At 70.4% G+C, this 12,742-nt stretch carries 13 protein-coding genes and 2 pseudogenes; 7 read left to right on the forward strand and 8 right to left on the reverse strand.

What is annotated here, in order from left to right:
- Positions 1-149: 149 nt before the first annotated feature.
- Positions 150-1,295 (forward strand): Dyp-type peroxidase, encoded by a 1,146-nt coding sequence (locus ACK8N7_RS36950; RefSeq protein ID WP_403218384.1) that lies wholly within the window; start codon positions 150-152, stop codon positions 1,293-1,295.
- 278 nt (positions 1,296-1,573) lie between these two features.
- On the opposite strand, the pseudogene ACK8N7_RS36955 reads toward ACK8N7_RS36950, so the two are convergent.
- Together ACK8N7_RS36955 and ACK8N7_RS36960 are read right to left on the reverse strand one after the other, a co-directional pair.
- Positions 1,574-1,816 (reverse strand): annotated as a pseudogene (locus tag ACK8N7_RS36955) (hypothetical protein).
- 207 nt (positions 1,817-2,023) lie between these two features.
- Entirely contained in the window at positions 2,024-2,551 is a 528-nt protein-coding gene (locus ACK8N7_RS36960; RefSeq protein WP_500445505.1) for a hypothetical protein, read from the reverse strand.
- Positions 2,552-2,694: 143 nt separating this feature from the next.
- Here ACK8N7_RS36960 and ACK8N7_RS36965 point away from each other — a divergent pair, with 143 nt between their 5' ends.
- A complete protein-coding gene (locus ACK8N7_RS36965) occupies positions 2,695-3,108 on the forward strand; it encodes a helix-turn-helix domain-containing protein (RefSeq protein WP_500445507.1) in 414 nt (137 codons plus the stop codon).
- A gap of 56 nt (positions 3,109-3,164) precedes the next feature.
- Positions 3,165-3,440, forward strand: coding sequence for a hypothetical protein (locus ACK8N7_RS36970; RefSeq protein ID WP_500445509.1), 276 nt, complete (start codon positions 3,165-3,167; stop codon positions 3,438-3,440).
- Positions 3,441-4,330: 890 nt separating this feature from the next.
- Here the strand turns inward: ACK8N7_RS36970 and ACK8N7_RS36975 are convergent.
- The 4 genes from ACK8N7_RS36975 to ACK8N7_RS36990 all read right to left on the reverse strand — a co-directional run bounded on the left by ACK8N7_RS36975 (position 4,331) and on the right by ACK8N7_RS36990 (position 8,336).
- Complete coding sequence (locus ACK8N7_RS36975) at positions 4,331-5,590, reverse strand: serine hydrolase domain-containing protein (protein ID WP_500445511.1); 1,260 nt, start codon at positions 5,588-5,590, stop codon at positions 4,331-4,333.
- A 294-nt stretch (positions 5,591-5,884) separates the two neighbouring features.
- On the reverse strand, positions 5,885-7,072 hold the full coding sequence (locus ACK8N7_RS36980; RefSeq protein ID WP_500445513.1) for a hypothetical protein: 1,188 nt from the start codon (positions 7,070-7,072) through the stop codon (positions 5,885-5,887).
- Between the two features lie 155 nt (positions 7,073-7,227).
- On the reverse strand, positions 7,228-7,743 hold the full coding sequence (locus ACK8N7_RS36985; RefSeq protein ID WP_420014590.1) for a hypothetical protein: 516 nt from the start codon (positions 7,741-7,743) through the stop codon (positions 7,228-7,230).
- Between the two features lie 38 nt (positions 7,744-7,781).
- Positions 7,782-8,336, reverse strand: coding sequence for a hypothetical protein (locus ACK8N7_RS36990; protein WP_500445515.1), 555 nt, complete (start codon positions 8,334-8,336; stop codon positions 7,782-7,784).
- Between the two features lie 155 nt (positions 8,337-8,491).
- On the opposite strand from ACK8N7_RS36990, the gene ACK8N7_RS36995 reads away from it, so the two are divergent.
- Positions 8,492-9,328, forward strand: coding sequence for a helix-turn-helix transcriptional regulator (locus ACK8N7_RS36995; RefSeq protein ID WP_500445517.1), 837 nt, complete (start codon positions 8,492-8,494; stop codon positions 9,326-9,328).
- Positions 9,329-9,583: 255 nt separating this feature from the next.
- Here the strand turns inward: ACK8N7_RS36995 and ACK8N7_RS37000 are convergent, their stop codons facing one another.
- Together ACK8N7_RS37000 and ACK8N7_RS37005 are read right to left on the reverse strand one after the other, a co-directional pair.
- Positions 9,584-10,207, reverse strand: a complete 624-nt coding sequence (locus ACK8N7_RS37000) for a hypothetical protein (protein ID WP_500445519.1) — start codon at positions 10,205-10,207, stop codon at positions 9,584-9,586.
- 514 nt (positions 10,208-10,721) lie between these two features.
- Entirely contained in the window at positions 10,722-10,922 is a 201-nt protein-coding gene (locus ACK8N7_RS37005) for a GNAT family N-acetyltransferase (protein ID WP_500445521.1), read from the reverse strand.
- Between ACK8N7_RS37005 and ACK8N7_RS37010 the strand changes: the two are divergent.
- From ACK8N7_RS37010 to ACK8N7_RS37020, 3 genes and pseudogenes are all read left to right on the forward strand, one after another.
- Positions 10,903-11,538 (forward strand): annotated as a pseudogene (locus ACK8N7_RS37010) (response regulator); the annotation flags it as partial. The gene ACK8N7_RS37005 and the pseudogene ACK8N7_RS37010 sit on opposite strands and share 20 nt — an antisense overlap.
- 325 nt (positions 11,539-11,863) lie before the next feature.
- Complete coding sequence (locus ACK8N7_RS37015; RefSeq protein ID WP_500445523.1) at positions 11,864-12,148, forward strand: hypothetical protein; 285 nt, start codon at positions 11,864-11,866, stop codon at positions 12,146-12,148.
- Positions 12,145-12,648: a DciA family protein gene (locus ACK8N7_RS37020; protein WP_500445525.1), complete on the forward strand. Its 504-nt coding sequence runs from the start codon at positions 12,145-12,147 to the stop codon at positions 12,646-12,648. Before ACK8N7_RS37015 ends, ACK8N7_RS37020 begins: the two co-directional genes overlap by 4 nt.
- Positions 12,649-12,742 lie beyond the last annotated feature (94 nt).

A 12,742-nucleotide genomic window follows, 5' to 3' on the forward strand; every position in this document is an offset into this window, starting at 1 on the left:
CCCTGCTCAGCCACCGCCTGCGGCGGGTAGGGCTGAGGAGGCGGAGCGGACGCCGAGATCCCGGGAGGAGAACGGCCGTGACGGAAGGTGACCAGGGGCGGGGTGTGCGTCCCAGCCGGCGTGTCTTCGTGCGGGGAGCCGCAGGTGTCGTGGGGGCTGCGGGTCTGACCGGCACGATGGCAGTGGGTGCTGCTTCCGGCACGCCGAGGACTGGCTCCGGCGATGGGCGGGTGCCGTTCCACGGGGCGCATCAGGCGGGGATCCTCACCCGGCAGCAGCGGTTCGGCGGTTTCGCCGCCTTCGACGTGCTCGCGCGCGACCGGGCCGAGCTGGCGGCGCTCCTGAAGAAGCTGACCGTGCGGTGCCGCACCCTGACGACCGGGGTCACCCCGCTGGACCCGGATGTGGCGGCGGTGCGGGGACCGGAGGACCGGCTGACCATCACCGTCGGTGTGGGTGCCTCACTGTTCGACGGACGGTACGGACTGGCAGGGGCACGGCCGCCCAGACTCGTCCCGATGCCGGGGTTCCCCGGGGACCGGCTCGACCCGGAAAGCTGTCACGGTGATCTCTCGGTGCAGGTCTGCGCCCAGCACCCGGACGCCGTGCTCCATGTCGTACGGGATCTGGCGCGGGAGACCTCGGGCCTTCTGCGGACGCGGTGGCGGGCCGACGGCTTCCTCAACCCGCCGCGCCCCGAGGGCGCCCCCAGGTCGTTCGTCGGCTTCAAGGACGGCACCGCGCACCCGGACACGACATCAGCGCGGGAGATGGACCGGCTGGTCTGGGCCGGGCCGGAGGGGCCGGGCTGGGCGCGCGGCGGGAGCTACCAGGTGCTGCGCACGATCCGGCTGCGGGCCGAGGCGTGGGACGGGGTCCCGCTCGGTGAGCAGGAGCGGATCTTTGGCCGGCGCAAGTCGACCGGGGCGCCGCTCGACGGACGCGAGGAGAGCGACCTGCCCGACTACGGGCGGGACCCGGAGGGCCGGGTCACACCGCTGGACTCCCACATCCGTCGGGCCAATCCGCGGACCCCCGGAAGCGAGGACTCGGTGCTGCTGCGCCGGAGCTACAACATCGACCGGGGCCTCGCACCGGACGGGACGCTGGATGTGGGGCTGGTCTTCTGCTGCTATCAGCGGGACGTCGCCCGGCAGTTCGCGACCGTGCAGAAGCGGCTGGAGGGCGAACGGTTCGCCGACTTCAGCACCACGACGGGCGGCGGCTACTTCCTCGCACTGCCCGGGGTGGCCGACGCCTCGGACTGGTACGGCTCCACTCTGCTCGACTCCTGAGAGCCCAGACCCTGCGGTTTGACCAAGCTCAGCTGGGACAGCCCGAAGCTGATCGTCCCTGCCCACAGCAGTCGCGGCATCACGTGCTCCAAGCCCCTCAGGCGGCGTCGGAAGGGGCAGCGGACCGGGCGCCCCGGTTGGGTCCGGTCCGCTGCCCGCCTCGTCGATCCTCTTGCTGGGCCGGATGGCTTGCATCTTCACCGGCCCGCCCGCGTTGCTCCGACCCGGTTGCCGCACTGCGGGCGGGACTCCAATTTCGGGGGGAGCGGGGGCCGGGGTCAGTGGGTGATGGAGCGGAGGAGGCGGAGGCCGCGTTCATAGTTCGCCACGGCGAGGCCGAGAGCGAGGAAGGTTGGTGACCATTCGCCGACGAAGATGCCCCACCGGTCGGCCCGCGCGGTGCCGGTCGGCTCGACCTTCATCGATCCGCATAGGAAACGAAGGACAGGCCGATCGAGGCGAACGCCGCAATGTAGGCGTGCTCGGCCTTCAGGCCCCTCTCGCAACACCTTGACGATCATGACGCTGCAGTCGACGCAGGGAAACGGTCTCTGTCCACTGTCGCCTCCGGACACCGGCCTCGCATCTCAGCCCAGAACGCCCGCCCCGCCGCAGGGGGCCGGGACGTTCATCACCTTCCCAACGCAGGGAGAGCCCCCGCACGATCGCGTCCACGGCCTCGACCTGATGCGGCCGGAGAACAAGCCCCTAGCTCGTCGCCGTCGCCGTCATCGCTCCTCAATCCCCGCCCTGGGCATGTGGCCTGGGACGAACGGTGCGACGGACAGTGTCCCGTCCTCACCGACGGACACCCGCTTGGTCAGCTGGGCCACTACTTCGTGGGGTGTCAGCCCGGCCCGCGCGGCTGCCGCACGGATCCGCCGCCCCGCGGCCCCGCTCAGCCACACCTCGGTCCGCAGCTCGTCCTGCTCCTCACGCCGCCGCTGCGCCCACGCCGCCTGGGCCCGCAAAGCCTGGGCCCGCAGCGCCTCGGCGCGCCGCTCCTGCCGCTCCCGCGCCCAGGCACTGCCCTCCTTGTCGTGGTCGGCGTCGTAAGCGCGGGCGCCGGTCGCGGCGAGGTGGGCCGCGACCCGCCGCCACTCCGCGAGCCTGGCCACCCGCCGCTCTGCCACCTCTTGTGGATCCGGCGCCGGCTCAGCACGATGCTGCGTCTGCGGGGAGCGCAGGGCCTCCTGGGATTCCCGCACCCCCACCACCGCCTCGTCCACGGCCTGCGCCACCTGCCGCGCGTCCATGCCCGCCGCCTGACGGCGCACCTGGTCACGCGCAACGTCCTGCGAGCTCCAGATCACACATCCCCCTACATATGCCCATTAGTTGCCAAAGTCATGGTAAATGTAACACCAAGTAACGCTCAACGGTTGTACAGTTATTGGGTATGAGTGCAGGAACCGGCGTGGAAGCGCTCCTCGAAGAGGCCCGTCTCGCCAAGGTGTTCACATCCCCCGAGGAGCGGCAGCGGCTCCGGGAGGCAGCCGGCCTCTCCCGCGCCCAGGTCGCCGCCGCCGTGGGCGTGGGGCGCAACACCGTCGGGAACTGGGAGACCGGCGTCTCCGACCCCACGCCGCCCGCCCGGCTGGAATACCTGCGCCTACTGGAGGGCCTTGCCGAGCTCTTCCCTCCGGCCGCAACCTCCGACTGCATCGTCGCCTCCGCCGGTCCCGCCGCACCCGAAGCCTCGGCCACGCCCGTGGCCGAGCCGGTTCCCCCGACGTTCACCGCCACCCCTTCGCAGACACTGCGCGGCCCGGACGAACGTGCCGTCGAGGGCGACCCGGGCCCATGCGTTTAGCGCAGGGTGGAGACGACCAACTAGGTCACGACGGCCGACACCTGCACTCCGGCGCCATGTGCACCCCCGCTGCTGCGCTGGCCGCGGTCCCGCCCGCCATCGAAGCTGCCGCACCCAGCATCCCGGTGCCGACCCGGGTCTCACCGCAGCCGATGCCGCTATCCACCCGTCCGCAGCGCCGGGCCAAGTCCGCCGAACGCGCCCAGGCCGACCTGGCCGCGCTCATCAGCCGCGCCGTCCGGGCTCGCGGACGAGGCCGTCCCGAGAACAACCCGGCCGCCTGGGCGTCGCCTACTGAGACCTGCGGTGCCGCAACGTCGCCGCAGGCCTGAAGCGCCGCCTCCACAACGGCGGGCGGGGAACCAGCGTGGAGATCAACCCGGTCAACAAGTTCGCCGTAGACCAGCGCTCCCTTTCCAACCGCAGTATCAACGTCCGCGACCTCGACTTCTGGGGCCGCACGGTCAACGCCCGACCTCGGCTCCGACTATGAGCCTGCAGCAGCGTCTCCTCCATCGGCTGGGCCGCCTGACCGAGACCGCCGTACCGACCGCGACGCGGCGCAGAACTACCTCGATGGCCCTTGCACTGGCCGAGTCTCCGTTGGGCGGCCCGTCCTCGGGTGCAGCGGCGGTGAACATGGCGGAAGCTCAGGTCGAGCGGCTCCCAGCCGTACCGGCCCGGGGAGCCGGCCGTGCAGAGCTTGCGTGCGCCGCCGAGAGGCGGGCGGCGGCGGCCGGATCAGCGCTGTCGCCATGGCCTTCATGCCGATGTGAGCGGCGGCGGGCCCGAGCCGGCCCCGGCTGGGCGGGACCCGTACAAAGATCGAGGGGTGGACAAGCCCCGATTGAACCACTTGGCCCCGGGGTTGCTAAGGGGGTTGCGCTCGTTGCGGCAAGCCCTTCGTCTTACAGCTGGGAGCCAGCGCTTCGCAGGAAGTATGGGCACCAGGTAGTCGAGCGTCTGCGAAGAGGTCGACGACCTTCGCGCCCGTAACGCGGTCATGAAGGCGGACGCGGTCGCCCAGGGCGACGGCGAGTCGCGACAGGAGAGACGACCACCATGCCGACAGGCTTGACAGCTCGGCGCCTCGTCGGCGAGGCCGTCGAACTGGGCAGTGGCCTCGGCATTTTCCGTGGCCGCGGGTGTGTCGGCCGTCGTCGAGCAGAGTGGTGCCCTACTGGACCGGCCGACCCGCAGGGCCGGCCGGTCGTGCCGGGTCTCAGTAGCGCTCGGGCAGGTCACGCTCGGCGGGCAGCGGTGCGTGGTCAGGGGCGGCGGAGGGCGCCGTGGAGCGGGCGGTCGAGGTGGGTGTCGGCTGCTTGCCGCAGAACGCGGCTTCCAGGGTTCCGCCCAGCGCAGTGCTCGCGGCGCCGTGGTTGGAGGTGTTGGCCAACGCCGAAAGGCTTCGGCGGCCGTCGCGGGTGGAGAAGGCGTAGGTGTAGAAGCCTTGGACGGTGCCGGTGTGGCCGTACACCTGGGTGCCGCACGTCAGGTCGTAGCGGCGCAGACCGAGGCCGTAGAACCGGGTGTTGGTGATGTCCGTCGGCGTCACGGTGGTCATCGCCTCCAGCGTCGCTGGGGACAGCAGTCGTCCGCGCATGAGGGCGCTGGTGAAGGTGTTGAGGTCGGCGGGGCTGGAGATGACGGCGCCGGCGGACTGCGCCCAGGAAACGGTCTGCTCGGTGGAGTCGACGAGTGGCGCACCGGCTTCGTCGGGGTGCAGATAGCCGCGCACGTGCGTGCCCTTGATGCGCGTGTCCGGGTGGACGTACGCGGTTTTGCGCAGCCCCAGCGGCTTGATGATGCGCCGCTGATAGGCATCGGCCACCGGGCGCCCTGTCAGCTTCTCGATCAGCATGCCGACGACGACGAAGTTGGCATTGGAGTACTTGTACGCGACACCGGGCTCGGTGGTCCGGGGCTCGGAGAGGGAGAGGTCTACCAGCTCCTGGTAGCTGAACACCCGGTTTCGTACGGCCTCGAAGCCTGGCACGGTCTGGTTGAACATGGCGTTGGTGTAGTCGGCCAGGCCGCTGCGATGGGTGAGGAGGTGACGGACCGTGATCCGGTCGTCAGGCAATAGCCCTTCGAGGTAGGTGTTGACAGGCGCGTCCAGCTCCAGCCGGTCCTCTTGGACAAGCTGGAGCAGCACAACGCTGGAGAACGTCTTGCTGACGCTGCCGATCCGGAACCGTGCCTGGGTGTCCATGGACGCGCCGGACTCCCGGTCGCGGACGCCGACAGCTCTTTCCTTGACCCCGTCCGGGCCGGAGTAGCGGGCCATCGCACCAGGCGCCCCGTTGGCCATCGCGGACTCGAGTGCGGCGACGACGCCGGCCATATCGGGTGCCGGCGCTTGCGCTTGGGGGGCGGCCGGGGCTGCGGACGCGCTGGTGGCGGGAGCGAGAGCTCCGGCGAGTGCGGCGATCAAAGCGGCACTCACGGTCAGACGTCGGTGTGACGACAAAGGCACGGTCATCCTCGGTTCTTCCTCGGCTGGATCGGTACGGCACCACGACAGTGATCAACTATGGGCACCATGGAAGGGGAGTCCCGGACAGCCGGAGCGGTTCCCAATACGCGGGATACAGCATCCGGCCAGTCCGGCTCCACCCGGCGGCTCTCCACGGCCCTGATGGATCTTCAAACGTGTATTCGTCGACGGGTGAGCGCGCTCGGACGGGCTGCAGCCGGTCGGAGCCGCCAGCCGTTATTCCCCGGGGCCGGACCGCGCGGAGCCGGGTGGCGGGGCGGGCTGGATGGGCTGTTCGGCTCAGCACTGGCCCACGCCGGGGACCTGATTCTCGGCAGCGCTGAGATAGATGTTGGTGACGTAACCCCCGTACTGGGGCAGATAGGCCCACCAGTCGTTGGTGTACGGAGGGATGCTGACCTCCTCGCCCCGCTTCTGGCAGGACACCAGAACCTCGGCACCAGCGGGCAGCACCGTCAGGTTCCGGGACGTTGTGGTGGGGTTCTCGCGGACGTTGACGTCAGCACCCCACGTGCCGATCCACGTGCCGGCGGGGCGCGCGGCCCCGGGCACGTTCAGGGAGCGGGTCAGCCGGCCCAGGTCGGTGTACGCCTTGCCGTACGAGGTGCCGTCCGGGTGCAGGGTGAGGACGGCCACGATCGCGCGGTCGTCGGGGCCGACGGTGCCGGTGCTGTGGAGGGCCGGCTGGCCGAGGTCGACCCCAGTGACGGCCGGACCGCTGGTGCGGGTTGCCGGCGTGGCCGCGGCCGGTGTGGTGCAACCGCCGGAACGGAAGCCCGACCAGCCCTGCTTCACCGCCCAGGGACGCTCGAAAGCGCCGGGGATGCCGAAGTGCTGGTCATATCCGTCGTCGGCACAGCGGGTGGAAGAGCGCAGGCCGCCCATGACGTAATCGCGTACCGCGGCGGGCGCGGTGTCCAGCAGGTAGTGGTAGATCCTGACGGTGTCCCGGGCTGAGAGCGCGGTGTATCCCCAGTAGCCGGGGTGGGTCGCCGGAGGGCGGGCAGTGTCGGTGAGGCCGAGCTTGCGCACCATCCGGTCGATGATCGCGCCGGCGCCGTTCACCGTCCAGAAGTGGCTGGCCGCGTCGTCGTCACTGGCGCGCAGCATGGCGTCAACGCGTGCGCGGTCCAGCGCCCCGAGCGCGTCGGGGCCGCGGTCGCCCAGAAGGTCCAGGGTGATCAGGAGCTTGACGACGGAAGCCGAGCGGAAGGGCTGGGACGGGTTGAGTTGTTCGGTGAAGGAGCCGGACCTTCGGTCGAAGACGGCGACGCCAGCTGTCACTCCGGACGGCACGTCAGCACGCACAGTCCTGGCCGACGGGCCGGGAGACGGGGCGGCTGCTGTTGGCAGGGCGGCCACGAAGACCAGCGCCAGGAGAACAGCCCCGAGCACGGTGGCGCGCGCCGACCGCCAGGGCGGGCGGCGCCGAGCGGCGGCAAGGAAACGGATGAGAGACGGAGTCATGGATCGTCCAGGGATACGCAGGCATCGGATGGCGACGGTGACCTGAGGGTCGGTGGGCCGAAGCAGGGTCCGCCGCGGGCCGCGACGACGGTGTGCCGGTTCGCGGCCCACGGCGGACACCCAGGGCTGGGCCGGGTCTCAGTTGCGTCGATGGGTTACCACCAGTCGACACCGTTTTTGGTGGCGCAGCGGACGATGCCGTTGGTGGCGAGGGAACCGCAGACCCGGAACTGGTAGTTGGGGTCGGTGCTGGTGCGCTTGAAGGGGGTGGTCAGGCTCTGGCCGTGGCCCTGAACGGTAAAGGGTCCGCACTGGAGCCAGGGCCGGACCGGCCATTCGGGCCTGCCACCGTCGTCCCATCCGGCGGCCCGCCAGTCCATCCACACCTTGTCGCCCGGACGGGTGGGGCCGCTGATCTTCCCGAATCCGATCTGCTGGTCCCCGTACACCCCCTTCTCCAGGGTGATCACGACGCCGCCGCCGAGGTCCAAGCTGCGAGGCTTGTCGGTGTCGCCGGAGGCGTTGTCCGGGTGGTCGCGAAAGCCCCGGGCGCCGCCCGTACAGTCCGACGACGCGGCCTGCACCTGGGCAACGGGCCCCGCGACGGCCAGGCCGGCCGCCAGGGCGCATACCGCGGTGAGGGAGGTGAGTACGGAAGACAATGGACGCATGATGTAGATGCCCTTTCAGGTGGTTGGGGGACGCGACGTCAGCCGCGCCAGACCTTCACGTACGTGACCGCATCGTTCAGGGTGTTGCCGACGTAGGGGACCTGCCCTGTGAACGAGCCGTTGCCGCGCGGGCCACTGAGGTATGTCTTGGAGCAGCCGCCCATCACCTGGAGGGACGTCAGGTTGTTCGACCACCACGTGCTCGGCGTGAAGCTGTATCCGGACGCGTCGCACGGGCCGTCGTCGCCGTAGATGCGGTCGTACACACCGCCATAGTCACTGTGCTCCGCCCAGAGCATGAGCTGCGTTGCGGCGGCCGGTGCCGCCCGCCCAGCGCGCTTCTCCGCATCTGGTCCCGTGAAGCAGATGCGTGAGCGGACCGTCGACTCCCCCTCGCCGCGCCCGACCCCGTTCAGGACGGTCACGCACTGCTTGGCCCCCGTCCGTTGCTCGGCGGCCGTCGCGGCGGGCGCCACGGCCGCCAGACAGGTGATGGCGCCGAGCACGGCGGCGAGCGACGCACGGAGGCGGTAGCGGGCCGACCGCTGTACGTCGCCGAACGAGGCTCGTGCCGCTGGTGTTTTTCCGAACATGTGTGATCTCCCCGTGGGTCCGGGCGGATCCCGTCGTCCACCCGGAGCCGATCGTGGCGGGAGCCCTCTGTGCCGCGCTATGGGGAGAAGTGCGTATGGACAGCGGCGGGTTACGGTGAAGAGGCACATTCACGGGGACGTCGGGGGAAGTCGTCATGCCGGATCGGTACACACGCATGCTGGACCTGGCGGTCGAGGTGATGAGCACCGAAGCCCCCGAGTCAATCTGGCCGTTGCTCACACAGGAACTGCTCACAGCGCTCGACGGGGAGCTGATCGTGGTCAAAGAGGTGCCCTGGACACGTGAGCAGGGCAACGTGCTGATCCGGTCCCCGCGACGGATACCGGAAGTCGGCGTCGATGACGACTCGGTGCACGCTCACATCCGTTCGGGGTACCCCTTCATCGAACGCTACGGGGCCAGCGCCGACTGGACGCCGCAGAGCGCCACACGTGTGGTGGGGGCCCGGACCTGGCAGAACAGTCCGACCGCAGACGCCCTCCGCCAGGCGTTCGGAACACGGCACGTGTTCGGCCTGCCGCTGCCGCAGCGGGGGCCGCACGTCAGCGGGTTCCTGGTGCACCGCTCCGGCGGCGACTTCTCGCGGCATGACGAGCGCTACGCCGCACGCGTCCAGCCGCTCCTCAAGGCCGCGACAGCCCACCGGTCCCTCCTGATGGCGCTGCGTGATTCCTCCGGCAGTGATCGCAGACTGCAGGCCAACCAGGCCTTGGCGGCGCCGCTGACCCCGCGCGAAACAAAAGTGCTGCACCTGCTGGCCACGGGACTGACCGCCGAGGTGATCGGACGAAGGCTTGGCATTTCTCCCCGCACCGTCCACAAACACCTGAACGCGCTGTACCGGAAGCTCGGAGCGGCGGACCGGCTGAGCGCGGTGCTCCGTGCCCAGGACGCAGGCCTGCTTCCCGTGTCGGCCAGGCCGTCCGGCGCGCGCCCCGGCGTGGACTCGGCCGGCACGCATTCCGGATAGGGCGGGAAGCCTGCTGCCTGCGTGCCTCGCGGCCACGGTCGTCACAGGAGGGGGCGTATGCGCAGGCCGTGCCGCTGCCGCTGGATGGGGTACCCCGCTTGGCTAACCTGTGAACCGGAGCCCGCGGTTCTTCGTGCTGGGCAGAACGGCTGGCGCTGTTGCCAGACCGTCGGGAGCACCGCGCCAAGCCGCCGCCCGGGAGCCCAGAACTCCTGTAAGCGATGAACGCCCTTGCGGTCGCGTCGTCGTCCTTGCTCACCTTTGGCACCGGCCCTCTTCCGGGGCCTGGAGGACGGTGAGCTTGGACGGCCGGTCCCCGGCAGGGGCGTGCTCGGCGGCGAGCAGTGCCGTGGCCATGTCGTACTCGCTGGCAGTCGGCCTGCTTTTGTTCGCGCGGTCTTGGGTACCGGCCGCGAGCAGCTGCCCGATGAGCGGCTCGTCCTCAGGTGCGCTCGCCCGCTCCGGGTACGCGGTTCCCCGGCACAGGTCATCGACATACCGCAACAGGGCGTAGTACTCGTGCGTGTGCGTCGGGCCGTGGACGCCCAGGCGGGGCATCCCCACACCCAACGATCGGCGGTGGGCCGCGCCTTCGGCGATCGCGGGGCCCAGGGTGCCCTCCCGGTGGGAGGCGATGGCCCGCGCGGCCCAGGCCCGATCCGAGGTCGAGCGGTGGCAGTCGATCTTACGGTCGCGCATGTCGACGTATTGGTGCCCAGCGAGGGCGGTATCGAGGTGGGCGCGCATGTCCTCCTGCCGGGGCCCGTCCGTCCACATCGCGATCCACCGGGCGCCGGTGTCGTAGTACAGCCCCACCTCGACGTCGGTGACCTCGGACAGGTGCCGGGCCAGCAGAGCGGCCTGACGGCTGCGACTCATGCGCTGCCTCCCGGGCGACGGTTGAGATCGGACGGCTCTCGCCACGACCGCTCCGCGCCGCTGGCAGCCGTACGGACATCGAATGGCACGTGTTCCGGGCTCTCTTGGGCAGCTTGGGCCAAATCCGTGTACATCAGCGCGGCTGTAGCGCCACCGAGCAGGCTTCCGAGACCCTCAACTCCCCATCGGGTGAGATGGCGTGCAGCCTCGTCCAGGCCGTCCTCGGGGGCCGTGGGGAAGACCTCGCGCAGCGCGGCACGTGCGATCTCCACTGTGCTTCGTGTTCGCATGAGAACCGTCCTTCGTGCGATCTACAGGTGGTTCGCTCGTGCGGTTCGACTGCCTGAACCGTGTGCCGCAGAACTGACCCACAATGCTGCCACGCTCCACTCAACTGGCCTCGGGTGAGAAATCCCCCTCACCTCACAGGCAACGAAACCAAGACCCAGCAGGCCCGGACCCTTCGGTCCGGGCCTGCTGGGTCTTCAGGCCGGCCCTGTCGGAACTCGGCAGGTCACGCGTCCTGCGGTCCCTTCTGGGGCGGCACACCGAGGTATTCGTGGTCGAGGATGGAGTGGGTCACCGAGTCCCGCCACTTGCCGCCGCGCTGGACGTGCTCGCGGATGTAGCCCTCCTGGGCGAGCCCTGCGCGTTCCAGCGTCCGGGCGGAAGCAGTGTTCCGGGGGAGCAGGCGCCAGATGGAGGCGACGCTCACCGCCGAGCGCGAGCGCGCCGGCCAGCTGGCAGCCGCCCACCCCGAAGTCTCCGAACTCATGGGGGAGCGCGACGTCCTGCGCCAGGAAGTCGCCCGGCTTGGCCACGAGCTCCAGGAGGCGCGGGAGCAGCGGGCGGGAGCGGAGGCGCGCTGCGATCTGCTGGAGCGCCAGCTCGAAGCCGTCGAGCACCCGGCCCCATTACCGCAGCCCATGCCCAAGGTCCTCGTGGTGGACGACCAGCCCGACAACCTGCTCGCCATGACCGCCGTGCTGGAGACACTGGACCAGGAGCTCGTCACCGTCTCCTCCGGGCGCGACGCACTCAAGGCACTGCTCCACCATGACAACTTCGCCGTCACCATTATGGACGTGCAGATGCCCGGGATGGACGGCTACGAGACCGCCGCCCACATCAAGCGCCGCCCCCGCAACCGGGACGTGCCGATCATCCTCCTCACCGCGATGGGCATCGACCCCGAACACACCGCCCGCGGGTACGCGGCCGGCGCGGTCGACTACATCAGCAAGCCCTTCGACCCCTGGGCCCTGCGGGCCAAGGTCGCCGTCTCCACCGAGATCCACCTCGAACGACGCCTCAGCAACCCCATGGGCTGACCTCCGCCCTGCCCCGCGCCAGCGCGGGGCAGGGCGCTGACCGGCAGAGGCCTTCTGACGTGGGCGACGAGACGTCGGTTGCGCCGCAGCAGGCCCGGAGACGCTGTGCAGGGGACCAGCCCGAACCGCCCCGACCTCCGTGGTCACGACCGCGGCCTGCGAGACCGCTCCGGCGACCAAGGGCTGCCGTGTGCTTCCACCCCTCACCCGAGGCGATCGCCGAAGTCACCAGCCTGCTCGCGCCGGGCGATCGCCGGCGCTGACCACGTTTCCGGCATCTGCGGCAGTCAAGCCCAGGAGGTCCCGGCCGCCGGTGGCCCCGGTCGTGTTGCCCGCGCCGTGCCCGGCCGCCGTCGCTCCGGTCCTGGAGCCGGAGACCACCGTCCTCGACGACGATCAGGAGCTCGTCCTTGAGGACTTGACCCCCGACCAGGTGCGCGACTGGCGGGTGCGGGCGATGAAGGACCACCAGGTCGTCTTCGACCACATCGACCGCTACGGCGAGCCGTCAGCGAGGCGCCTGTTCAGCAATCAGCTGGTCGACCAGGCGCAGCACCACGCCCGGCTCGGGCACCTGAACCTTGGCTACTCGCCCTGGGGGCAGTCGTGAGCGGCGGCGAGGTGTCCGATGTCGACCTGGCGTGCCAGGCCCTGCTCGCCGCCCGGGAGGCGGCGAAGAAGCATGGCAACACTCGCCAGAAGCCGAAGCGGCGCACCACCACCGTCGTACGCCGTGACGGCCGTGAGCCGCTCGGTCTGGGCAGCGCGATCGGCATGATGATGACCGAGCGCGGCATGGCCGCCCCGGCCGCCGGCGGAAGCGTCCTCGCCGACTTCGACACCATCCTCGCCGCGGTCGTGCCCGAACTCGCCGGGCGCGTGAAGGCCGTGGCCTTCGACGCGGAGACCGGACGCCTGGACGTCGCCCCCGACCTTCCGGCAGCCGGGACGCAGCTGCGCTGGAGCGCGCCGAAGCTGGTCGAACGAACCGTTTCCTGGCTGGCTGGCTGCCGACGCCTGCACCGCCGCTACGAACGCAAGCCCGAGCACTTTCTCGCCTTCGTCGGCATAGCCGCAGTCCGCATCTGCCACCGTCGCCTCACCAGCTAGAGCGACGTCTTTTGGGCCCGTGCGCGGAAGATCTCCCCCGCACGCGTCCCCCCAGTGTTGAGCCGATTGGATTCCGGACCAACAGTTGCTCTAC

The sequence above is a fragment of the Streptomyces griseobrunneus genome, assembly GCF_046713465.1.
GTDB classification, from domain to species: domain Bacteria; phylum Actinomycetota; class Actinomycetes; order Streptomycetales; family Streptomycetaceae; genus Streptomyces; species Streptomyces microflavus.